The sequence below is a fragment of the Enterobacter sp. PL_is514 genome (assembly GCF_055816715.1).
The window spans coordinates 193,313-216,833 of the sequence record NZ_JBVPGN010000028.1; the positions used below are offsets into that span (position 1 = coordinate 193,313).

Consider the following 23,521-nt stretch of genomic DNA (forward strand, 5'->3'; position numbering starts at 1 on the left):
CTGCTCACATAATAAACACTCCTCGTTTGCTGATAATAGTAATCCGGTTTTATAGTGTATAAATATACAGTAATAAGCGGAGGCAGCATGGACTACAGCATTAAGCAGCAACAGAAACGTAAGATTGCCGGTTTTCATTTGGTCGGACCGTGGGAACAAACGGTAAAACAAGGCTTTGAACAGCTGGTGATGTGGGTCGATGGGCGTCACATTGAGCCGCTGGAGTGGGTGGCGGTTTACTACGATAACCCGGATGAAGTCCCGCCAGAAAAACTGCGCTGTGATACGGCCGTTACGGTACCGGATGATTTCGTTATCCCGGAAAACAGCGAAGGCGTCATGATGACGGAAATCGCGGCCGGGGATTATGCCGTGGCGACGGCGCGCGTGGAAAACTACGACTTCGCCACGCCGTGGTATCAGTTCTTCAATTCCCTGCTGCAGGACAATAAGTACCAGATGGCGCTCAAACCCTGCTTCGAACGCTATCTCAATGACGGCAATGCGGACGGTTACTGGGATATCGAAATGTATATCGCGGTAGAGCATAAAACGGTTTAAGCCTGCTAAGTGAAGGGTTTTTCAGCCGGGAGCGATCCGCCCGGCCGAAAACACAGTACAATTGTGATTTGCCGTGTAGCTGGAGAGCGGGTGTGCGTCCCGACAAATCATTAACCCCTTTTGAAATTCGGTTGTACAAACACTACCGCGTGGTGCATGGATGCCGCATCGCGCTGGCTTTCGTGCTGACGTTTGTACTGGTGCGTTTATTGGATGTTCCGGAAGGGACGTGGCCGCTGATCACGCTGGTGGTGGTGATGGGGCCCATCTCGTTTTGGGGGAACGTTGTTCCGCGCGCCCTGGAGCGCATTGGCGGGACCGTGTTAGGTTCGGCTCTGGGGCTTATCGCCCTCAAGCTGGAGCTTATCTCGTTTCCGGTGATGCTGGCATGGTGCGGTGCCGCCATGTTCCTGTGCGGCTGGCTGGCGTTGGGTAAAAAGCCGTATCAGGCGCTGCTGATCGGTATTACGCTCGCGGTGGTGGTCGGTGCGCCCGCCGGGGATATGACCACGGCGCTGTGGCGAAGCGGGGATGTCATCCTGGGTTCACTGCTGGCGATGCTCTTCACCGGTATCTGGCCGCAGCGTGCTTTTCTGCACTGGCGTATTCAGATGGCCAGCTACGTCACCGCGTTTAACCGCGTCTATCAAGCCGGTTTTTCCCCGAATCTGGTTGAACGCCCGCGCCTGGAAAAGCACCTGCAGACCATCCTTAACGACGTGGTCAAAATGCGCGGCCTGATCACGCCCGCCAGCAAAGAAACCCATATTCAGAAATCGATTTTTGAAGCCATCCAGACGGTAAGCCGCAATCTGGTCTGCATGCTTGAGCTGCAAATCAACGCACACTGGGCCACGCGCCCAAGTCATCTGTTGATGCTTAACGCGCAGACCCTCAAAGAGACCCAGCAGATGACGCAGCAAACGCTGTTGACCATCGCTCATGCGCTCTATGAAGGGAACCCGCAGCCGATACTGGCCAACAGCGAGCGACTGAACGAGATTGTCGCGGAGCTGAAGCAGTTAATCAATGAACGCCAGAGCGATAACGTGGCGGAAACGCCTATTCATGGCTACGTCTGGCTGAGCATGGAACTGGCGCGGCAGCTTGAGCTGTTATCGCACCTGATTTGCCGGGCGCTGCGCAAATAAAAGGCGTATGTGACGGCTGCTGCTTCGATTCAGCAGCAATTGGGGTTATGATAGCTTTAAACGATATACTCATTGTCATTCGCAGCCGCTGTCAGTAAGGTTATTGTTACAACGGTTGCCTTAACGAATCCGAATCTCACATTATCAGGGGTGTAAAAATGGAAACTACCAAGCCTTCGTTCCAGGATGTTCTGGAATTCGTCCGCCTGTTCCGCCGCAAAAACAAACTGCAGCGTGAAATCCAGGACGTTGAGAAGAAGATCCGTGACAACCAGAAACGTGTTCTGCTGCTCGACAACCTGAGCGACTACATCAAGCCAGGCATGAGCGTTGAAGCTATTCAGGGCATCATCGCCAGCATGAAGAGCGACTATGAAGACCGTGTTGATGACTACATCATCAAAAACGCTGAGCTGTCCAAAGAGCGTCGCGACATCTCCAAGAAGCTGAAAGTGATGGGCGAAATCAAAAACGGCGAAGCAAAAAGCGAGTAATCGCAGCGAATAGTGAAAAAGGCTCTCTGGTGACAGAGAGCCTTTTTTTATGACGCAGAATGGGGCTGTAGCTGATAAATCCAGGCCTGGACCTGCTTGCCTTCAGCAGTGGTCACCGTGACCTCAACCCGATCGTAGCCGTCTTCAAACTCATCCAGCATTGGCCAGTGTGCGGCAAGGCTATCAGAGATAAACAGATAGCCTTCGACGCGGGGTCCGTTAGGGTGGAGCACGATCCCCGGAAAGTCCGCCGCAGCGCCCCAGCCGCGTTCGTAAAACGTACCGGATACGGAACCGGCCAGCCATTCGCCGCCAATCTTTTCAAGAATATGCGCATTAGAGTGGCCCGGTCGCAGCGTGCCGTAGACAAACAGAGCGTTCATTTTCCCTCATCCGCAAAGCAAAAAGCCTGCTTTAAAAGCAGGCTTTTTAAATTTGGCTCCTCTGACTGGACTCGAACCAGTGACATACGGATTAACAGTCCGCCGTTCTACCGACTGAACTACAGAGGAATCGTTGTGGAGGCTTATCTTAGCGGCGAAAAAAGTTTTGTCAAACCTGATCTTAGGGAAAATCGACTGATTGCTGATTCTGTCGTCAGTTTGTTGTAATTCCACACATCTTTTTCCGGAAAATACTTTGCAGGATGAGCATTTCTCCCCCATCATTTGAAATGGAGTTTCAACTTTTCTCGCTAAGGTCCATTTTGAACGTTACTGCCTCCTTACGCCAGGCGATCGTGCGCACGCCATGGTATGCAAAACGTAAAAGCTATCGGGTTCTCTTCTGGCGTGAAATCACCCCTCTTGCCGTGCCTATCTTCCTGGAAAATACCTGCGTTTTGCTGATGGGAGTCCTGAGCACCTTCCTGGTGAGCTGGCTGGGGAAAGAGGCGATGGCCGGGGTGGGGCTGGCGGACAGCTTTAACATGGTGGTGATTTCGTTCTTTGCCGCCATAGACCTCGGGACGACGGTGGTGGTGGCCTTTAGCCTCGGCAAGCTGGACCCCAAACGTGCACGCGAGGCGGCCCGCCAGTCGCTGATGATCATGACCATTTTTTCAATTGTTCTGGCGGCGGTAATCCACTATTTCGGCAAAGAGATTATCGACTTTGTCGCCGGGGAGGCCACGAATGAGGTTAAAGACCTGGCGCTGACCTATCTTGAGATGACCGTCATCAGCTATCCGGCGGCGGCCATCGCCCTGATTGGTAGCGGTGCGCTGCGCGGGGCGGGCAACACCAAAATTCCGCTGCTGATCAACGGCGGAATGAATATCCTGAATATCATTATTAGCAGCGTGCTGATCTACGGTGTGTTCTCATGGGACGGGCTGGGGTTCGTCGGCGCCGGACTGGGGCTGACCATTTCACGCTATATCGGTGCGGCAGCCATCATCGGGGTGCTGATGGCGGGGATCACTCCCTCGCTACGTCTGACGCTGAAAAGTTATTTCCGCCCCTTTAATTTCGCCATTATCTGGGAAGTGATGGGGATCGGTATTCCTGCAAGCATTGAGTCGGTGTTGTTTAACGGCGGGAAATTGCTGACGCAGATGTTTGTCGCCGGCATGGGCACCGACGTGATTGCCGGTAACTTCATCGCCTTCTCCATTGCCTCGCTGATTAACCTGCCGGGTAACGCGCTGGGCTCTGCATCAACCATCATCACCGGGAAACGGCTCGGGAAAGGGCAGATAGGCCAGGCGGAGCGACAGCTGCGGCACGTCTTCTGGCTGTCGACCATTGGACTGACTGTGATTGCCTGGGGAACCGCCCCGTTTGCCGGGCTGATGGCTTCGTTCTATACCCACGAAGACGACGTTAAAGAGGTCGTTAAGATCCTCATCTGGCTCAATGCGGCCTTTATGCCCATCTGGGCGGCCTCATGGGTATTGCCCGCCGGGCTAAAGGGCGCGCGCGATGCCCGCTTTGCGATGTGGGTGTCGATGCTAGGCATGTGGGGATGTCGCGTCGTGGCGGGGTATACGCTCGGGGTGATGCTCGGATGGGGAGTGGTCGGCGTATGGCTGGGGATGTTCCTCGACTGGGCCGTGCGGGGCGCGCTGTTCTACTGGCGGATGGTCAGCGGGCGCTGGCTGTGGAAATATCCGCGAAAAAATGCCTGACAATTGCGCGAAATGGAGAATAATTCGGCAAACGATCGGAAATATGCATTCTGCCTTTGACATCCCGGGGAGGCATCGATAATATGCGCCCCGTTCACACGATTCCTCTGTAGTTCAGTCGGTAGAACGGCGGACTGTTAATCCGTATGTCACTGGTTCGAGTCCAGTCAGAGGAGCCAAATTTGAAAAGCCTGCTTTTAAAGCAGGCTTTTTGCTTTTCTGCGCAAGGTAAATGCAAAACGGCAACCTTGTTGCCGTTTTTAGTGTGCACCCTCTCCCGTGGGAGAGGGGTGGGGTGAGGGCACCAGACCGCACGAAATTACAAACTAATCGGCGCCGTCGCCTCAATCAGCCACGGACGCGCATCGCTGTTCACCAGAGGTGACAGCGCCTCGCGTACCTGCTGGTGATACGCATCCAGCCACTGCTTCTCCTGCTCACTCAGCAAATGCAGCTCAACCTGACTTAAGTCGATCGGGATCAGCGTCAGCGAGGCAAACCTGCAGAATCCTGGACGGCTCTCCACAATCTCCACCTGGTTTTCAATACGAATACCGTGGCTGTCGCCCAGATAGTAGCCCGGTTCAATCGTCATTATATTGCCCACCACCAGCGGCCACGGGTTGACCTTTTTGGCGATGCGATGCGGGTTCTCATGGATCAGCAACTGGTGTCCCACGCCATGTCCCGTGCCGTGATCGTAATCCAGCCCCATTTCCCACAGCGGACGACGCGCGAAGGCATCCAGCTGATGCCCCTGAGTCCCGGAAGGGAACTGCAGGGTAATCAGCGACAGGAAGCCTCTCAGCACGGCGGTGTAGTGAAGGCGCTGCTGCGGATCGACCTTACCCCATGCCAGCGTGCGCGTAGCGTCGGTGGTGCCATTCACATACTGGCCGCCAGAATCGTTCAGGTAAAAATGATCATGACCGATGGGCTTGTTGCTGGCCTCGCTCGAATGATAGTGGCACATCGCTGCATTGCTCGAAGAGGCGGAGATGGTTGCAAAACTCTGCTCGATGAACCCAGGCTGCTGTTGACGGAACGCAAGCTGCTGCGCCTGAACTTCCAGCTCTGTTAGCGGATTCCCTGCCGCCTCGCGCAGCGGCACTTCGCGGCTCAGCCAGGCCAGGAAGTTGACCCAGGCGGCACCGTCCTGGTGATGACACTCGCGATAACCTGCCAGCTCAACCGGGTTTTTGGTGGCCTTTATCAGGGTGATGGGGTCAGTCCGCCAGACAATTTCTCCCCGTGGCTCAATGGCGAAGCGCAGAGCCACCGGCGCGGAATCGGCATCAATCATCACCCGTTTGCCTGCAGCAATCTGCTGACAGCGTTCGATAAAAGCGTCCTGCGGCGCAATGGTAAACGCATTGCGCACCTCTGCTGGCAGGGCGCTGAGCTTATTGTCGTTAACAAACCACTCAACGCGACCGTCACGATCAAGAAGGGCAAAGGAGAGCGGTACCGGGCTGTAAGGGATATCCGCGCCACGCACGTTCAGCAGCCAGGCAATGTTATCCGGCAGCGTAACGGCGAGATAATCGGCATTGTTTGCGGCCAGCACGGCGGCGACGCGCAGACGTTTGTCCTCGCTGCTTTCACCGCTGTGTTCAACCGGCATTTCCCGGATAAGCCCCGCCGGTGCGGCAGGGCGGTCAGTCCATAGGGCGTCAAACGGCGAGGCCTTCAGAGGAACCAGCTCGCACGGCGTGGCAGACAGTTGCTCAAACTCCGAGTTGGTCATCAGCAGCGGATCAAAACCGATGCGCGTCCCGGCCTCCACGTTTTCCGCCAGCCATTCTGCCAGCGGCTCGTTGTGCAGGTGGTGTATCTCAACCTCATCCGTATTGACCTGAACGCGAGCCTGAACCTGATAGCGCCCGTCGACGAACAGCAGCGCTTTGTTTTTCAGCACCAGCGCCACGCCGGCCGAACCGTCAAAGCCCGTCAGCCAGGCCAGCTTTTCGTCGTATGGCGCGCAGTATTCGCTCTGCCAGGCATCCGCACGCGGGACGATTATCCCGTCGAGATGGCTAGCCTCGAGCCAGTGGCGCAGGACAGAGAGCGGAGATGTGCTGGTCATGTTTATTCCTTATTGTTTTTAGCGGAACGGCGGCTCGTTGAAGGTGCGCAGCTTGCGGGAATGGAGCCTGTCACCTTCTGCCCGCAGCAGGTCAATGGCGCGAATACCAATCTGCAGATGCTCTGAGATAGCCCCCTCATAGAAGCGGTTGGCCTGCCCCGGCAGCTTAATTTCGCCGTGCAGCGGCTTATCGGAGACGCACAGCAGGGTGCCGTAGGGAACGCGGAAGCGATACCCCTGTGCGGCGATGGTGGCGCTCTCCATATCAATGGCCACCGCGCGGCTCAGGTTGAACCGCAGCGCGGAGGCGGAGTAACGCAGCTCCCAGTTCCGGTCATCCGTCGTGACGACCGTACCGGTGCGCAGGCGCTGCTTAACTTCTTCACCCGGCATGCCGCTGACCTCTTTGGTCGCGTCATACAGCGCACGCTGCACTTCGGCGATGCTCGGGATTGGGATATCCGGCGGCAGCACCGCATCCAGCACGTGGTCATCACGCAGATAGGCGTGGGCGAGCACGTAGTCGCCAATCAGCTGGCTTTCACGCAGGCCGCCGCAGTGGCCGATCATCAGCCACACGTCAGGACGCAGCACCGCCAGATGGTCGCAGATGGTTTTGGCATTTGACGGGCCCACGCCGATGTTAATCAGCGTAATGCCCTGGCCGTCGGCGGTGATCAGGTGCCAGGCGGGCATCTGGTGCTTTTTCCACGCCAGGTCGGAAATGGCCTGCTCTGGCGCTTCGGTCTCCGCGGTGATCCAGATCCCGCCCGCGCAGGACAGCGCGATATACGGGCTTTCCGGGTCGAGGATCTGGCTGCAGCCCCAGCGGACAAACTCGTCAACGTAGCGGGTGTAGTTGGTAAAGAGGACGAACGGCTGGAAATGTTCGACGGGCGTGCCGGTGTAGTGGCGCAGGCGCGCCAGGGAGAAATCGACCCGACGGGCATCAAAGTGCGACAGGGGAGAAAATTCTGCCGGGTGATAGATCCCATCGGCCGTCTCATCGCCAATCTGTGAAAGCTCCGTCGTCGGGAAGTGGCGGGTCAGCCCCGCGCTCATTGAGCGATCCAGCGTTAGCGCCGAGCCGTCTATCACGTACGGATAAGGGATTTCATGCTGCGAGGGCTCAACGTGAATGTGCGCGCCGTAATCCTGATACAGCAGCGTAAGTTGTTCTTCGAGGTACGGGCGGAACAGTGCCGGGCGGGTAACGGTGGTACTGTAGCAGCCGGAGTGGGTAAAACGGGCGTAGGCGCGGGTTTTCGGTGTCGTGCTGGCGCTGCCGTCCCAGGTCACAGAGAGCGATGGATAAACAAAAAGGCCCTCGGTTCTGGCCTTTTCGTCGGGAAGTTTCCCTGTTTCGATATATTCGCTAATGGCGCTGCGCAGCGCGTTGACGGACTGTTCGTACAATGCGTCGAGTTTTTCCAGCGCCTGAGCCGGGGTCAGGCTGGAGCCCTTATTATTCATCTCTGTCTCCTTGTTCCACAGGTGTGCGACTCTACCCGATAGTATGTCACACGCCTGTGAAACAAAAGTGAGATCAGCGGTGGCTCGTCTCTTTCATGAGTAGCGCCGTTGCCGCCGACAGCAGGCAGCCGGCCAGCAGATAAATCGCCACGCTGTGCCAGTTGCCGCCCGAGAAGGTTACCAGCGCGGCGGCAATAAACGGCGTAAACCCGCCGCCGACCACGCTTGCGACCTGGTAACCCACGCCCGCGCCGCTGTAGCGGTAGCTGGCACCGAACAGTTCGGTAAACATCGGCTGCTGTACGCAGACCACCATATCGTGAGCGATGTTCGCGAGCATGATGGCAAAGAAGACAATCCAGAAGATCGACTGCGCCTCCAGCGCCATAAAGAATGGCCAGGCGCTGAGGCTCCCAATCAGCGCGCCGGTGATGTAGACACGACGGCGGCCAAACCGGTCCGCCAGCCAGGCGAAGCAGGGTATCGTCAGGCAGCTGATCCCGCCGACCAGCAGGCCGATATTCAGGAACAGCTCGCGCGGCAGGCCGAGATTCTGCGTCGAGTAGTTCAGGGCAAAGGCGGTGACGATATACATCGTCAGCAGCTCGCACAGGCGCAGGGCGATAATTTTCAGAAAAGCGCCTGGGTGCCGAATCAGGGCTTCCATCACCGGCAGCCGCTTTTTGACGGCCGGTTTTTCCTGCTGCTTTTCGAACTCTGCCGACTCCTCCATTCCGTTACGGATCCACAGTGCGGCGATAACCAGCACGATGCTGAAGATGAACGGAATGCGCCAGCCCCAGCTCAGGAACTGCTCGTCGGTGGTGAGCTGGCTGATTAACGATACCAGCCCTGTGGAAAGCAGCAGCCCTATGCCGTACCCGACCTGCACGCCGCTGCTGTAAAACGCTTTCTTATTTTTTGGCGCGCTCTCAACGGATAACAGCGCCGCGCCGCCCCATTCGCCACCCACGGCGAAGCCCTGAATGGCGCGTAATGTCACCAGCAACACTGGGGCCCACCAGCCAATGGCGGAAAAAGAAGGGAGTATGCCAATCAGCGCGGTGGCGATCCCCATCATCCAGACGGTGAGCATCAGCATGCGCTTGCGGCCAAGACGGTCGCCGAAGTGGCCGAAGATCACCCCGCCCAGCGGGCGAAACAGAAAGCCGACGCCGAAGGTGGCAAACGCGGCGAGCGTGCCCATCGCGGGGCTGACCTGGGGAAAAAACTCGCGGTTGAACACCAGCGCGGCGGTAATGCCGTAAAGCAGAAAATCATACCAGTCGACGACGGCACCCGCGAAGCTGCCGAGTGCGGCGCGGCGGGCACGATTGAGCGAAGGGGTCTCCTCGTTGGGACGATCGGAGATGAGGGTGGAGTCCATAGTTGTCCTGTCTGCACTTATTTTTAATTATTGGTATAAGAAAAGGTCACTCACATTGCGCCCGTCATATAAACGGAATCTATGAGACTACCGCGACAGGGGGCCTGTGCAAACTGATTTTATTTCCTGATGGGTAATGCAAAACGGCTACGCTATGCTTAATAAAGAGCGAAGCGACTGAGGAAGGGAAGATGTGTCGTAAAGAGGCGTTGGGCTGTCTTGCTGCATTACTTATCAGCCAGAGCGTGCAGGCGGTGAGCTATCCTTTACCGCCGGCGGGCAGCCGTCTGGTAGGGAGTTCGCAGGTCATTACCGTGCCGGATCATAATACATTACCGCTTGAGGCCTTTGCCGCGCAGTACGGGCAGGGGCTAAGCAATATGCTGGAAGCGAACCCGGGGGTGGATCCTTTTTTACCCAAATCCGGCACCCGGCTGGTGATCCCCCAGCAGCTCATTTTGCCCGACACCGTTCGCGAGGGGATTGTCGTTAACGTGGCGGAAATGCGCCTCTACTATTATCCACCCGGCAGCAATACCGTTGAAGTGCTGCCCATCGGCATCGGTCAGGCCGGGCGTGAAACCCCGCGTAACTGGGTGACGGCCGTTGAGCGTAAGCAGGTGGGGCCAACCTGGTCTCCGACGCCGAATACGCGCCGTGCCTATGCGGCAGAAGGGAAAACGCTCCCGGCATTCGTGCCCGCCGGGCCGGATAACCCGATGGGGCTGTATGCCATCTATATCGGCAGGCTCTATGCCATTCACGGCACAAACTCGAATTTTGGCATCGGGCTGCGGGTGAGCCAGGGCTGTATTCGTCTGCGTAATAACGACATCAAATATCTTTTCGATCATGTTCCCGTCGGAACCCGCGTGCAGCTTATCGATCGGCCCGTTAAAGTCACCACGGAGCCGGACGGCAGCCGCTGGGTGGAAGTTCACGAGCCATTATCACGTAACCGTGCGGAGTTTGAATCGACCCGGAAAGTGCCTCTGCCAATGTCAGCCGCGCAGCGGACGCAGTTAATAAACGAGGGGGCGGGAGCCGAACTGGAACGGCGGTCAGGGATGCCGGTTAAGATAGGCATGTAAGGGGATTGTGCGGGCTGGTGCCCTCACCCCGGCCCTCTCCCACGGGAGAGGGTGCACACACTAAAAACGGCAACCTTGTTGCCGTTTTGCATTTACCTTGTGCAGAAAAGCAAAAAGCCTGCTTTAAAAGCAGGCTTTTCTAATTTGGCTCCTCTGACTGGACTCGAACCAGTGACATACGGATTAACAGTCCGCCGTTCTACCGACTGAACTACAGAGGAATCGTGTGAACGGGGCGCATATTATCGACCTGCGTTCACCTTGTCAAAGGGTGGATCGCCGCCTTTCGATCGTTTGCTGACAAAATCGGCAAAGTGATGTTTTTGGCAGCGGAATGCACCGTCATGGTGCGGGTATACCCCTAATGGGGCAGATCATAAACTGCTGTTTCGGTAATTAAATCCCCCTCTGTAATTAGGATTCCTTATTTTCAGACGCTTAGCGAACAATTCAGACCGCCTGGTAAAAGTGGCATTCATATTGCAAAACCTGTTCAACAACGACAGCCGGTTCCGGCACAGCATTTCGAACAGGGGGCAAAATGAACTTAAGACGACTGAAATACTTCGTAAAAATCGTCGATATCGGCAGCCTGACTCAAGCGGCAGAAGTGCTGCATATCGCGCAGCCTGCGCTGAGCCAGCAGGTGGCTACTCTGGAAGGCGAGATGGATCAGCAATTGTTGATCCGCACCAAACGCGGCGTCACGCCAACGGAAGCCGGTAAGATCCTGTATACCCATGCGCGCACCATTCTTCGCCAGTGTGAACAGGCACAGCTGGCGGTGAATAACGTGGGCCAGACCCTGAGCGGGCACGTTTCTATCGGTCTGGCGCCGGGAACGGCCGCGTCCTCTATTACCATGCCGCTACTGCAGGCCGTTCGCGCTGAGCTGCCTGAAGTGCTGGTATACCTGCATGAAAACAGCGGTTCCGTACTGAATGACAAACTGCTCAGCGGCCAGCTGGATATGGCGGTCCTTTACGATCGCTCCCCGGTCGCCGGCATCACCAGCCAGCCGCTGCTGAAAGAAGATCTCTACCTCGTGGGCACCCGCGACTGCCCGGGCCAGAGCGTCGACCTTGCCGCCGTGGCAGAGATGAACCTCTATCTGCCGCGCGACTACAGCGCCGTGCGCGTACGCGTGGACGAAGCGTTCTCCCTGCGCCGTCTGACGGCCAAAATCATCGGCGAAATCGACTCGATCTCCACGCTGACCGCAGCCATTGCCAGCGGCATGGGGGTGACCGTTCTGCCGGAATCCGCAGCCCGCTCGCTGTGCAGCGCGGCAAACGGCTGGATGGCGCGGATCACCACGCCTTCGATGAGCCTGCCGCTATCGCTGAACATGTCTGCACGCGGTTCGCTGTCGCCACAGGCGCAGGCGGTAAAAGAGATTTTGATGTCGCTGGTCAGCAAGCCATCGCTTGAGAACCGTGAACTCCAGCTCGTGAGCTGATATTCCATAAAAGCATAAGATGCTGGTTTTTATTATTTGTTCTGCAGCTCGGCTGACTCTAACAATAGAGCTATGTCAGATGCGCCGGAGTGAATCGTGAATTTCCAGCAACTTAAAATTATCCGTGAGGCGGCCAGGCGGGACTACAACCTGACCGAGGTCGCCAATATGCTTTATACCTCTCAGTCTGGCGTCAGCCGCCATATCCGCGAGCTGGAAGAGGAACTAGGTATAGAGATCTTTATCCGTCGCGGCAAGCGGCTGCTCGGCATGACGGAGCCGGGTAAGGCTTTGCTCACCATTGCAGAGCGGATCCTCAACGAGGCCAGCAACGTGCGTCGCCTGGCGGATCTCTTCACCAATGACGCCTCGGGCGTGCTCACCATCGCCACCACCCACACTCAGGCGCGCTACAGCCTGCCGCCGGTGATTAAAGCGTTCCGCGAACTTTTCCCTGACGTCCGTCTGGAGCTTATCCAGGGCACGCCGCAGGAAATTGAAGTGCTGCTGCAAAACGGTGGGGCGGATATTGGCATTGCCAGCGAACGCCTGAGCAACGACCCGCTGCTGGTGGCGTTCCCCTGGTTCCGCTGGTACCACAGCTTATTACTTCCGGTCGATCATCCGCTGAATCAGGTCTCTCCCCTGACGCTGGAAGACGTTGCCAAATGGCCGTTGATCACATACCGCCAGGGCATAACCGGACGTTCGCGCATAGACGAGGCCTTCAACCGCAAAGGGCTAACGCCGGACGTGGTACTGAGCGCGCAGGATTCTGATGTGATTAAAACCTACGTCGAGCTGGGTCTGGGCATTGGCCTGGTGGCGGAACAGTCCAGCGGAGAACGCGAGGACGGGAACCTGGTGCGTCTTGATACGCGTCATTTGTTTGACGCCAATACCGTATGGCTTGGCCTGAAGCGCGGGCAGCTGCAGCGCAACTATGTGTGGCGTTTTATCGAGCTGTGCAATGCCGGGCTGTCGGTGGATGAGATTAAACGTCAGGTCATGGAGCCGGAAGAAGTGGCGATTGATTATCAGATTTAAGTGTTGGTTTGCCCGGTGGCGAGTGCTTACCGGGCTCATCACTTAGCTGAAAGGGTATTTTCTGAAGACCGCCTGTGATTCGAATGATTCGGCAAACGCCTGAATCTCTCTAAAATCCGCTGCGTTAACGACGTGCGGGATCATCGACTGAATAAACGTCCAGACCACAGTGCTCGTGACGGCAACCTGATCGGGAGTTGCGGTCGCCGGACGCGTTTCCAGTAAGGCATTCCATTCCCTGCAGGCCGCCAGCAGCTGAATTGTAATGCGCTCGACCCATATAGCGTGCTGCTTTTCCACCGGGCGCTGGTTGTGTTCATACACATTTTGCACCGCTTTTTCAGCGGCGGCGAGGATAAAGCCCAGCGCCTGAAGATCCTTTGCCAGCGCATCCGGCGCGACGGGCAGGAGTTTCCGCTCGGGGGCAGCCTGAGCCTCAAAATAGTTCAGTATCAGCGAGGAGTCCATCAGCCGTATTCCGTTATCCAGAACCAGCGTCGGGGCTTTTACCGCGGGGTTGATCCGGGAGAACGCGTCGAAGGTGCTAAAGACTGACAGCGGCTGGCTTTCAAACTCAACGCCATAAAGCTCAAGGGAAATCGCCACGCGCCGTACATAAGGTGAATCCATCATGCCAACAAGCTTAATCATCGTTCCCGTTTTCCTGTCTCTGTGAAATAAGGCGTCATTGAAGAGGATGACCAGACATTACAATACAATTTGCATGGCGAATATCTTCAGTATCTTACCGTAAGGGTTAGTATTACTGACATATGGTCAGGTTGCCGCTGTATATCCAGCGCAGAGAAGGAAGTGCTTTCATGTCGGATTTTCCACCCATTGCCAGTTTGCGAAGCTTTGAAGCCGTCGCCCGTCTTGGCAGCGTGACGCTGGCGGCGAAAGAACTCCACGTTACCCATTCCGCTATCAGTCAGCAGATCAAAGTGCTGGAGGAGATGGTGGGCGTAAAGCTGTTTATCCGCCAGGGGCGAGGAGTGCAGATCAACGAAGAAGGGCGGCTCTATGCCTTACAGGTACGCGAGGCGTTGAACCATATTGCGGATGCTACACGGCTCGTACAGGTGAAGCCGAGAAAGCAGGAGCTGACGCTGGCGATGGTGCCGTCATTTGGATGCCACTGGTTATTACCGCGTCTGACTCGTTTTCGGGCGAAATATCCGCTTATTACCCTGCGGATCCAGGCCAGCCTGACGGTCACCAGCCTGCAGCAGGAAGGGATAGACATCGCGATACGGATGGGGCAGGGGAACTGGGAAGGGAGTGAAAGCCATTACCTTTTTTCCGACGAACTCATTGTGGTGGCCGCACCGGGCTATAACGACGGTGTGCTGCCCGCTACGCCAGAGGAGATTGCAAAGAGTCATATTATTTTCTCTATGGAGTCGTGGAAAACGTGGTGCATGAATGCGGGTCTTGAGAAAGAGATCGTGCCTGACGGTTTATGCATTAACGACTCCAATATCATTATCGAAGCCGTTCGGCTCGGGAAAGGTATCGCGCTGGAGCGTCGCTCTCTGGTTCAGGATGCCATCACCCGGGGCGAGCTGGTCCAGCTAACCTCCATCACCGCACCTTATCCCTGGCCTTACTGGTTTGTAACGGCGCAGCCAACGGAGGCGAAGCCGGAGGTGACACTCTTTAAGGCATGGCTGGAGGAGGAAGTGGCGGCCTGGCGGCGAGCGGTGAGTGCTGTGGAAAGTAACCAACCCTAATGAGCGAATCAGGGGCTGGGAGGGAATGACTTATTATTGGAATTAGGGACATGCTGCTGCATCAATTCAACGATCCAATCAATAAAAACGCGCTGTCTGGCGTTGACATGGCGGTTCGGCGGAAACGCCAGGTACAGGGGCATTGGCTTAATCCGCCATTGTTCAAATAGCGGAATCAAGGAGCCACAAGCCTGATGTGCTGCCGCCATATAGGCGGGTAGCGCAATCACGCCTAACCCGGCTAATCCAGCTTCGAGGTAAGCATTGCCATCATCCACGGCAAGTACATAGTTGCCCGTGATTTCAATACGTTCATTCTCACCGTGCAGTACCAGAGGATCAATCTTACCGGTGCGTGAGGACAAGAATCCCACTATGTGATGGTCCGTGTTTTCCAGCTCTCGCGGGTGCGCAGGGGCGCCGAGGCGTTCCACATAACTAGGGGCGACGTAAACACCGATTTGCAAATCGCCGACATGGCGTGCGATCAGGGACTGGTCGTTGATTTCGCCACCGCGCAGGACGCAATCCACATTGTCACCGATCAGATCCACCACCCGGTCGCTCACGCCCATGTCGAACTGGATATCAGGGTAGCGTGCATGAAAAGCCGGTAGCGCGGGCACCAGAACAAAGCGGGCAAGAGGAGTGGGCACATCTATCCGCAGGCGTCCCCTGGGGGTCATCGTCGCACTGGAGAGGCTGTTTTCAGCATCCTCCATGTCCGCCAGCAGACGGATTACGCGCTCGTAGTAGACCGCGCCATCAGGAGTCACACCGAGCCTGCGGGTAGTGCGATGGAGCAGCCTGACGCGCAGGCGCGCTTCCAGCTGCTGAATAAGCTGCGTCACCGTGGTTTTGCTCATATGAAGCGTTTGGGCAGCCTTTGTGAAACTGCCTGCTTCCACCACGCGAGCAAAGGCGCGCATCGCATCGAAACGATCCATCCCTTGTCCTCTCTTTTCACCGATTGTTTGGATATTACAAACAATGATGGACAAAGTCGCTTGTTTATCCGTCCGATGTGGCGCCTGTAAAGTGTCTTTATATTCACCGGGCAGATTTCGCCCCATTGCAAAGGTACAGACATGACAACACGCGAAGCCGTTTTTCCCTTCGGACGCCAGGCGCTCTATGAGCGCAATCGGTATTCACCCGCCATCAAATCTAACGGCTTCCTGTTTGTTTCGGGGCAGGTGGGTAGCCGGGAGGATGGTTCGCCTGAAGAGGATCTCAACGCGCAGATCCGGCTGGCATTCGATAACCTTAATGCTGTGCTCAAGGCTGCGGGCTGCACGTTCGATGACGTTGTTGACGTTACCCTCTTTGTCGTCGATCCCGAGTCAAACCTCGACGCTATCTGGAGTATCCTGCCAGAATATTGGGGGGAAGCGCCTTACCCTACGTTGACGGGGATCGGCGTGACGTGGCTGTACGGATTCCAGTTTGAGATTAAGGTGATTGCCCGGCTGCCCACGAGTCATGATAAGACAAAGGTAAATTGATGAAAGCAGCGGTTTATGACGTGGAAGGCGCTCCCAGCGTCCTGCGATATATCGATGTCCCGGATCCGGTCGCAGGGCCTGACGATGTCCTGATTTCTGTCGAGGCTATCTCGATTGAAGGGGGAGATTTGATCAACCGCCGCTCAACTCCGCCGCCTGGCCCTTCATGGGTCGTCGGCTACGCGGCCGCGGGCACAGTGGTTGCCGTTGGATCGAAAGTCCGTAGCCGTAAGGTTGGAGACAGAGTGGCTGCTTTTAGCATGCAGGGATCGCATGCGGAACGTTGGGCTGTGCCGGCGGAACGTACCTGGCTTATACCGGATGGGGTGGATGCAGCAGACGCGGCGGTGGTACCGATCTCTTTTGGAACCGCGCATCATTGCCTTTTCACACGAGGGATGCTCCGGCATGGAGAAACCGTCCTGATTCAGGCAGCGGCGGGGGGCGTGGGGCTCGCGGCCGTTCAGCTTGCCTCACAGGCAGGCGCGACGGTCATCGCCGTGGCAAGCGGAACGCAGCGAATAAACCGGCTGCTGGAACTTGGCGCCGATCACGTCGTGGATCGTGCAAAGAATAACGTTGTGGACAGTGTCCGACAGTTCACCCATGGCACCGGTGTTGACCTCGTCATCGATCCGGTAGGGACGACGTTGCCAGCTTCGCTTTCTGCACTCGCTCCGGAAGGACGTCTCGTCTTCGTCGGTAATGCGGGCGGTGGCAGCCTGACCGTCGACCTGTGGCCGCCAATGCAGTCTAACCAGACGCTCATGGGGGTATTTATGGGGCCTCTTTTTGAAAGGCCTGGCGTTCGGAAAAGCGTGGACGACATGTTGCAGGCTGTGGCTGCAGGGCACATCAGGGTTGTCATTGACCGTGTCTTCCCCCTGGCTAACGCCGCCGCGGCCCATGAATACGCTGAGACAGCGAAACCGCTTGGTCGTATCGTTATGAAGCCATGAACGGGGGACCTCATCATGACTTCGTAATTCTTTTGATGTGGAGGAGAAAAATAAAAAAGCCTGCTTCAAAAGCAGGCTTTTCAAATTTGTCTCATCAGACTGGGAGCATTCAATGAGTCTGTTATTCCAGCCGCAACCTCTCCCTAAGCTCCCTCACCAGCGATGCATCATCCAGCTCTGCACTGATCTCATGACGAATCGCATTAGTGAACTGTTTACTGCGCTCGCAGCTATGGTGATAACCATGAGATAGCCAGTTCCAACTCCCGAGAACAATGTAGCGGCCATCGATCATCATTACCTTTTCATGTGTCCCTTCCGTCAACCGGATAATATTCTCTTTTCCTAGTTGTTCGCGGTACTCGGCAACCAGAGTCTCATCATTATCTTCCGCACGATCCATGCACTGGTGATAGTAGCCGTAATAAACTTTAACCCTGACACCACGCCGCTGCGTGGCTACCAACTGCGCCAGCTCCGGCCTCTGATAATTCTTACCTCCTCGACGGATCCACGGAGCGATGATAACCAGCTCCTGTTCACACTGGCTGGCCAGAGCGCTAAATGCGGCAATATGTTCGCAGTCGCGATAATAACGCTGTAGACGGGGAGTCTGGCTTAGACTGGCAAAATTCGGATGCTGGCTACCCTGTTCAAGCAGGAAGCTTTCGGCAACGCTATCTGCAAGGACTTTCAGGTATCCACCTGCTTGCCGCAATCGATGATGGTTACCTACGACGATAAATTGCTGCTTTGCGCGTGAAACCACGACATTCAGCATGTTTGGTGCGTCGTTTTGAAAATTCGGATTATCAAGAGGATGAAAAATAACCGGACTATAAATGATGACCTCAAAGCCTACGCCCTGAAACTGATGCACTGTACCAATGCAGTTTTTCTGCCAGTGATTCATTCGTTGCGCAAGACGTTTAATCAACAATGACTTCTGATTGCTATAGGGAGTGACGATACCAACATCGGCAGTCAGATCGTAACCAGCTTCTTCCAGCTTATCCAGCAATAGCTCGATAGCATCAACTTCATCCAGATTAGTGTTAACCATATCGCCTTTCAGGCCTTCTACGCTGTAGAACATCAAATGATGCCCGCCTGATTTCTCAAACGCGCTGGCAATACGGCTGGAAGGGGGGGCAGTTTCCACGCTGACGCCATGGTAGTTCGCCAGTCGGATGAAAAGGTCGGCAATAGGTTGCTGGCACCGGCGATGCTCATCGAGAATGATGCCATTACCCGTATCGTCTACCTTGCCGGAAAGCGTACCAGCAGCACGGTGCCAGCCCGTGACGCTTGCAGGTGAAACACGCTCATACAACGTATTGTTGCTGGCGAAATGACGCTCACGCAACTGTGTTTGCATGTTTTCTGACAGGTTTCTAATGGGTTCAATTTGCAGAGGATCGCCAACAATCATCGCTTTCTCACTGCGACTCAAAAGGGGCACGAGGGATTCAAGCGAAATCATGCCCGCTTCGTCGCACAGTGCCAGGTGCCATGGTTTATGCCCCTTGAGTTCATCGAGCTTACGATAACCAGCAACCTTCCACGCGGAAACCAGCGTGGTCGCCATTACTGGATATACAAGAGACAGTGCGCGATAGAAATCATCTAGCTTATCCAGCCAGCGATAGTAGCCCGCACTGCGACGCTTACTCATCAGGGCCCGCCAGTGGGTCAGCACCTCTTCAAGCTCAATTTTCCGTTTCAGTTGTTCCTGCCAGAGATAACCGATAGCGGCTTCGAACATTTCCCGGTGTTGCCTGATAAAGCGTTTACGCAAAATGTCGCACCAGTTACCTTCCGGATAACGCTGTTGATACTGTGCCGTTAGCTGTTGCGCCCGGATGACCTGACGCCATTGTGCCTGCAATTCTTCTACTTCAGTATTAAGAGTCAGCAGGTCAACTTCCTGTTGAGCTTCGGGTTCCGCATGCAGGAGCAGCGCCAGTAGCGCCAGGCTATCTACCTGCTGTGAAAGCATTTCCCCAGCATCAGCCAGAGCAGCCAGCTGACGATGGGGAAGGGAAGAAAGACTGAATTTGAGAAAGTCCTCCGGTGCAGCCAGGCTCATCTGTTGCAACCTTGCTGGATATTTCCTCTCGAAAAAACGAGCCAGATAACGCTTTATCCCTTTACGCGGGTAGTCGCGGTAATGCAGCTCCAGGGCTGGGCGTAGCGGTGAATCCATCCAGCTAAGTATCTGCTCCAGACTATGCTGCTGCGGCCATGTCGCCTGCAACGTCTGGTAAATTCTGCTGGCCTGTAGACGCTGCGTTTTTATCTCCCTAATTTCCTGCAGGCGCTGTTCTAACTGACAGGCTAAGGTATCCAGGTCGTCGGGGCGATGAAGCGAAACATTAATTCCGAGTACCTGTGCATGAGCGGCGAGCGAGGGAATTTTTTCCATGAAACGAGCTGGTAGCTCTTTTGCTAGTTGGGTGTCCAGACCACAATCCACAACAGATTGTATCGCTACTGCCTTTTCATTCAGATACGCCCGGTAACAAGCGTTCATCTCGTCACGATGCTTGAGTAAAACCGCTAAAAAATCGTGCTGCTGCTGTTGGTCATAGCTTTCCTGTCGCCAACGACCAATCAGTTTCTCAAGCCGGGTAAGCTCATGCTGAACCTGTTCGTTCGAGCCGCTATGAAACCATAACCAGTCTAGATCCTCAGTTGCAGGGTCACTGCGCAGATCGTCAATGATATTCTCCACCGCTTTTATTGCCGTGGACGTGACCAGCATGCCGAAATTCTGGTCCTTTCCATCAGCAATCGCCAGTGCTCTGGCAACCAGTTGTTGTGCGATGAGTGACTTGAATAGCGTGGTTTTACCCGTACCAGGCGCGCCTTGTACAGCAACCAGGCGCTCATCCTGATTAATCGCCTGTATTGCCGCCATCTGCCCATGGCCCAGAGGATATTGTGTTTCAAACAAACCGCCAGTCACCACTTCGTGAATATGTGGGGCCTTCTCGTCACTATGGATATGGCTGAGATACTGCTCCAGTAACGGGAAATCACCAACTGCGTTATTACACAGCCAGGTGAAATCTTCCGCATCACGCTTGAGGTTGTAATCCTCATTATGCAGCGGAGCCACCAGGGCATTAAACGCAGTTTCCAGCCCCTGATATTTACTGTTTGATTGCTGAGTGACCCATTTCTGAAGAGCCTTAAACGCCTCAAGGAACGTGTCATATTTACATCCCGTGAGCGCGCTAACGATACTCATCATATGACGGTTTTCACCGAGCTCATCCAGCTGAATACCAAACATTTCGCGAAAAGCGAAGGGGAATGCGCTAACAAGTTGTCCATCTTTGACGGGAACTAGCAGGGTGTTTTCGTTCTGTTCAAAAAATGATTTGGGGAGGGGGAAAGAGAACAGCGGAAGGTATTTTACATTGGCCTTACCTCGCTCGTTTTCGATACAGCGCAGTACCGGAAAAAGCAGGTTAACAGGCTCAATATGGGTAATTCTACCCTTTTCGTCATATTCGACGAAACGCTGGCGCCAGTGGTTGCGCATTTCAGGCGTAACACGGAGTATTACGCCGCTCTGGTTTTCTTCACAGTTATTTATACCGAGCATGAGTTGTTGGTGCTCATGCACCTTGCTGGCCGGTATTTTACTCTTTTCTGCGCCACTGAATTTCACATAATCATGCCACGCTGAAAGGATATCTTTAGACGAGTTTTGCATCATGCTAAAAGAGCCTTAACCTGAGTATCTCCCTGAAATTAATGGTTAGAGAATAACACAGAGGCAGATATTTTAACCCTACCAAAGGGGGCATCTTTGTATGGAAATACAATATGAGTAACAGCGGCTAATATGTTTTCCAGTTTTACTGAGAGGAATTAGCGTTCAAACAACTGGAACGCATTCTTATGGTGCTGCAAATGAAGGGCCTGCCTGACGAGAAGCTATCTTGAGCTAGCATGGGAATAATGAAAAGCAAAAAGCCTGCTTCAAAAGCAGGCTTTTCAAATTTGGCTCCTCTGACTGGACTCGAACCAGTGACATACGGATTAACAGTCCGCCGTTCTACCGACTGAACTACAGAGGAATCGTGTGAACGAGGCGCATAGTAGCGACCTCGGTACGCCTTGTCAAAGGGTGAAAACGCACTTTTCGTTCGTTTGCCGACAATTTCAGCAAATCGCTGATTTTATAGCAAATTCGCGTTGAAATTACACAACAAAATGCGCCGCCCGCAGGCGGCGCGCTGGATCAGAACAGTACCGAGTAGTTCAGACCAAAGGTACGTCCACGGCCTTTGTAGGTATACAGGCCCGGAGCACCGTAGGTTGGGCTATACAGCCCCGGCGCGCGCTGGCCCCAGGCGGTGGTATAGTCTTTGTCCAGCAGGTTTTCCACGCTGAAGCTGACTTTACCCACCGGCAGGGCGTAGCTGCCCAGGAAGTCGACCGTGTTATAGCCATCGATCTTCTTGCCGTCGGAGTCTGACACGTCAAAGGTCTGCGTGCTCTGCACGCGCAGGGTCCAGTCGCCCGGCGCCCAGTTGACCCACGCGCTGGCTTTCGACGGGCTGGCGCTGTCGACCGTCAGCTTCTCCCATTTCCCGTTTTCGCGGGTTTCAGACTTAATGGCGTTAAAGTTCGCCCCGGTGCTCCAGTCGCTGTCGGTGAAGAAATAGTCCACCTGACCTTCCACCCCGTAGATACGACGCTTGTCGTCTTCCAGGTTGATGGTCATGTCCGTCTTGTTGATGGTGATGGTTTTATCCGAGAGTGAGTAATACGCCGCAACCTGCGTGCGCAGGTTATCCCCGGTGTAGCGCCAGCCCAGCTCATAAGCGTTGACCTTGATACCGTCCAGCTTCGAGTCGTTCACGTTGACGCTGTTCAGCAGGCGATAGTGGCCGTTGCTGAGCTGATAGGTGCCAGAGCCGTAGTACTTCGCCAGGTCCGGAATTTCGAAGCCCTGGGAGAAGTTAAACCATACCTGCTGCTGTTCGGTCAGGCGACCGAGGATCCCGGCGTTAAACAGGAAGTTGTTGTAATCGGTTTTCCCGCCTGGCACCGCGTCGGCGGAGGTCGCTTTCCCGGTGGCGATGGCCTGCTGCTGGGTGTAGCCGACAAAATCGTCTACCTTGTTCTCGGTGTACTGGTAGCGCACGCCGCCGCTCAGGGTGATGGCGTCAATATCGTAGCTGGCCTGCAGGAACGGGGCGAGGTTGGTGATGCTGTAGCCCGGGTAGCGGCCCACGTTGTAGGCGTTATCCAGCTCCATGCCGCCGCTCGCCGCGGCTTTGCTCAGGTTAAAGAACTGCTGGTTGGCGTCGAAGGTTTCGTGGTCGGCATCCATACCCCAGGTCAGCGTTAAATCGTCCACCGGCTTGCTGTTCAGCGTCAGCTTGCCGCCGTAGAAATCGGTTTTCTGCTGCGACGCGCCGATGCTGCTCACCACGCCTTTGGTCAGGGTCGGGAACGGATAGTAGGTCAGGCTCTCGTCACGATAGTAAATCTGCGCGACCAGATCCTGGCCCCAGAAGTCGGTATTGGAGTACTGCAGGTTAATCAGATGGCGCTCGGTACCCGGTACGCGGTCAGAATCGAGGTTACCTTTGTTGTAGGCGGTCGCATCCCCCGTTACCGCCGAGAAGTTCTTCCCGAGATACAGCCCATGCTTGCCGTCGGACTCGCTCTTGTAGTACTGCGTCGTCAGCTGCAGCTGCTGATGATCGTCAATGTTGATGGTGCCTGTGCCCATCACATCGATACGGTCGGAATACTGGAGGCCGGTCTGGGTGTTATCAATGATCACCTCGTCGCCGTTGCCGTCATACCAGCCGCCGTAGCGCTGATACGACACCGACAGACGACCGGAAGCGTTATCGTTGCCGCCGCTGACCGCTGCCGACACGTTCTCATCATGGTCGTTGTGGCTGTTGAACCCGCTTTTAGCACCCGTCTGGAACTCGACTTCGGTCTCAGGCTGGCCCTTTTTGGTGACGATGTTCACCAGGCCACCGGTGCTGCCGCCGCCGTAAAGTGACGTGGCGCCGGAGATGACTTCGATACGGTCAATGTTGAACGGATCGATAGAGTCGAGCTGGCGGCTGTCGCTGCGGGACGAGTTCAGGCGCACGCCGTCCACCATCACCATCATGGAGCGGCCGCGCAGGTTCATGCCGTAGTTGGTACGTCCCTGGCTGCTGACGTCCATGCCCGGGATCAGCTGCGCCAGCACTTCTTTAATCTCTTTCCCGCCCTGAACCTGCTGCTCAATTTCAGCCCGCTCAATGACCCAGGTGGTCTGCGCCATCTCCGCCACGCTGCGGTGCGCGCGGCTGGCGGAGACAACGATATTTTCTTCCTTTTGTTCTTCCGCCCACGCAGAGGTAGAAAGCATTGCAAGCAAACAAGGATTTAAAACCCAAAGATGAGAACGTTTCATTG

18 protein-coding genes and 4 tRNA genes are annotated in these 23,521 nt (G+C 55.4%); 11 read left to right on the plus strand and 11 right to left on the minus strand.

From position 1 onward, the window contains the following. Positions 1-87: 87 nt before the first annotated feature. The 3 genes from sbmC to AC0TNG_RS07140 all read left to right on the plus strand — a co-directional run bounded on the left by sbmC (position 88) and on the right by AC0TNG_RS07140 (position 2,206). On the plus strand, positions 88-561 hold the full coding sequence (gene sbmC / locus AC0TNG_RS07130) for a DNA gyrase inhibitor SbmC (protein ID WP_024908068.1): 474 nt from the start codon (positions 88-90) through the stop codon (positions 559-561). 92 nt (positions 562-653) lie between these two features. Next, positions 654-1,712 (plus strand): FUSC family protein, encoded by a 1,059-nt coding sequence (locus AC0TNG_RS07135; protein WP_024908067.1) that lies wholly within the window; start codon positions 654-656, stop codon positions 1,710-1,712. 158 nt (positions 1,713-1,870) lie between these two features. Continuing rightward, on the plus strand, positions 1,871-2,206 hold the full coding sequence (locus tag AC0TNG_RS07140) for a DUF496 family protein (protein ID WP_008499467.1): 336 nt from the start codon (positions 1,871-1,873) through the stop codon (positions 2,204-2,206). A gap of 47 nt (positions 2,207-2,253) precedes the next feature. On the opposite strand, the gene AC0TNG_RS07145 is transcribed toward AC0TNG_RS07140, so the two are convergent. Together AC0TNG_RS07145 and AC0TNG_RS07150 are read right to left on the minus strand one after the other, a co-directional pair. After that, on the minus strand, positions 2,254-2,589 hold the full coding sequence (locus AC0TNG_RS07145) for a gamma-glutamylcyclotransferase family protein (RefSeq protein ID WP_024908066.1): 336 nt from the start codon (positions 2,587-2,589) through the stop codon (positions 2,254-2,256). A 53-nt stretch (positions 2,590-2,642) separates the two neighbouring features. Then, positions 2,643-2,718: transfer RNA gene (locus tag AC0TNG_RS07150), tRNA-Asn, on the minus strand. A 161-nt stretch (positions 2,719-2,879) separates the two neighbouring features. On the opposite strand from AC0TNG_RS07150, the gene emmdR reads away from it, so the two are divergent. Beyond that, positions 2,880-4,334 (plus strand): multidrug efflux MATE transporter EmmdR, encoded by a 1,455-nt coding sequence (emmdR, locus tag AC0TNG_RS07155; protein ID WP_139210916.1) that lies wholly within the window; start codon positions 2,880-2,882, stop codon positions 4,332-4,334. Positions 4,335-4,437: 103 nt separating this feature from the next. Further along, a tRNA-Asn gene (locus tag AC0TNG_RS07160) sits at positions 4,438-4,513 on the plus strand. A gap of 140 nt (positions 4,514-4,653) precedes the next feature. On the opposite strand, the gene AC0TNG_RS07165 is transcribed toward AC0TNG_RS07160, so the two are convergent. The 3 genes from AC0TNG_RS07165 to shiA all read right to left on the minus strand — a co-directional run bounded on the left by AC0TNG_RS07165 (position 4,654) and on the right by shiA (position 9,280). Further along, on the minus strand, positions 4,654-6,420 hold the full coding sequence (locus AC0TNG_RS07165) for an aminopeptidase P family protein (protein ID WP_473713362.1): 1,767 nt from the start codon (positions 6,418-6,420) through the stop codon (positions 4,654-4,656). An 18-nt stretch (positions 6,421-6,438) separates the two neighbouring features. Beyond that, on the minus strand, positions 6,439-7,893 hold the full coding sequence (locus AC0TNG_RS07170) for an AMP nucleosidase (protein WP_045908120.1): 1,455 nt from the start codon (positions 7,891-7,893) through the stop codon (positions 6,439-6,441). A 73-nt stretch (positions 7,894-7,966) separates the two neighbouring features. Beyond that, positions 7,967-9,280: a shikimate transporter gene (gene shiA / locus AC0TNG_RS07175; RefSeq protein ID WP_473713363.1), complete on the minus strand. Its 1,314-nt coding sequence runs from the start codon at positions 9,278-9,280 to the stop codon at positions 7,967-7,969. Positions 9,281-9,471: 191 nt separating this feature from the next. Between shiA and ldtA the strand changes: the two genes are divergently transcribed. Further along, positions 9,472-10,371 carry a L,D-transpeptidase gene (gene ldtA / locus AC0TNG_RS07180; RefSeq protein WP_473713364.1) on the plus strand — a complete coding sequence of 300 codons (900 nt, stop codon included), beginning with the start codon at positions 9,472-9,474 and terminating at the stop codon, positions 10,369-10,371. A 145-nt stretch (positions 10,372-10,516) separates the two neighbouring features. On the opposite strand, the gene AC0TNG_RS07185 is transcribed toward ldtA, so the two are convergent. After that, positions 10,517-10,592: transfer RNA gene (locus tag AC0TNG_RS07185), tRNA-Asn, on the minus strand. Between the two features lie 320 nt (positions 10,593-10,912). On the opposite strand from AC0TNG_RS07185, the gene nac reads away from it, so the two are divergent. Next, positions 10,913-11,830, plus strand: coding sequence for a nitrogen assimilation transcriptional regulator NAC (gene nac, locus AC0TNG_RS07190; RefSeq protein WP_024908060.1), 918 nt, complete (start codon positions 10,913-10,915; stop codon positions 11,828-11,830). A 96-nt stretch (positions 11,831-11,926) separates the two neighbouring features. Continuing rightward, positions 11,927-12,877 (plus strand): HTH-type transcriptional regulator Cbl, encoded by a 951-nt coding sequence (cbl, locus tag AC0TNG_RS07195; protein ID WP_023336219.1) that lies wholly within the window; start codon positions 11,927-11,929, stop codon positions 12,875-12,877. 42 nt (positions 12,878-12,919) lie between these two features. Here cbl and AC0TNG_RS07200 read toward each other — a convergent pair whose 3' ends face one another. Continuing rightward, the gene (locus tag AC0TNG_RS07200; protein ID WP_267216996.1) at positions 12,920-13,528 is read right to left on the minus strand and encodes a glutathione S-transferase family protein; all 609 of its coding nucleotides are present in this window, start codon (positions 13,526-13,528) and stop codon (positions 12,920-12,922) included. Between the two features lie 170 nt (positions 13,529-13,698). Here AC0TNG_RS07200 and gcvA point away from each other — a divergent pair, with 170 nt between their 5' ends. Continuing rightward, complete coding sequence (gcvA, locus tag AC0TNG_RS07205) at positions 13,699-14,610, plus strand: transcriptional regulator GcvA (protein WP_473713365.1); 912 nt, start codon at positions 13,699-13,701, stop codon at positions 14,608-14,610. A gap of 8 nt (positions 14,611-14,618) precedes the next feature. Here the strand turns inward: gcvA and AC0TNG_RS07210 are convergent, their stop codons facing one another. Continuing rightward, entirely contained in the window at positions 14,619-15,557 is a 939-nt protein-coding gene (locus AC0TNG_RS07210; protein ID WP_473713366.1) for a LysR family transcriptional regulator, read from the minus strand. A gap of 141 nt (positions 15,558-15,698) precedes the next feature. Between AC0TNG_RS07210 and AC0TNG_RS07215 the strand changes: the two genes are divergently transcribed. Beyond that, a complete protein-coding gene (locus AC0TNG_RS07215) occupies positions 15,699-16,115 on the plus strand; it encodes a RidA family protein (protein ID WP_473713367.1) in 417 nt (138 codons plus the stop codon). Beyond that, positions 16,115-17,074, plus strand: coding sequence for a quinone oxidoreductase family protein (locus tag AC0TNG_RS07220; RefSeq protein WP_473713368.1), 960 nt, complete (start codon positions 16,115-16,117; stop codon positions 17,072-17,074). The genes AC0TNG_RS07215 and AC0TNG_RS07220 overlap by 1 nt, the downstream gene beginning before the upstream one ends. Positions 17,075-17,195: 121 nt before the next feature. Here AC0TNG_RS07220 and AC0TNG_RS07225 read toward each other — a convergent pair whose 3' ends face one another. The 3 genes from AC0TNG_RS07225 to AC0TNG_RS07235 all read right to left on the minus strand — a co-directional run bounded on the left by AC0TNG_RS07225 (position 17,196) and on the right by AC0TNG_RS07235 (position 23,519). After that, positions 17,196-20,801: an AAA domain-containing protein gene (locus AC0TNG_RS07225; protein ID WP_473713369.1), complete on the minus strand. Its 3,606-nt coding sequence runs from the start codon at positions 20,799-20,801 to the stop codon at positions 17,196-17,198. Between the two features lie 288 nt (positions 20,802-21,089). Next, positions 21,090-21,165, minus strand: a tRNA-Asn gene (locus AC0TNG_RS07230). A 164-nt stretch (positions 21,166-21,329) separates the two neighbouring features. Further along, positions 21,330-23,519, minus strand: a complete 2,190-nt coding sequence (locus AC0TNG_RS07235; RefSeq protein ID WP_061714827.1) for a TonB-dependent siderophore receptor — start codon at positions 23,517-23,519, stop codon at positions 21,330-21,332. Between the last annotated feature and the right edge of the window lie 2 nt (positions 23,520-23,521).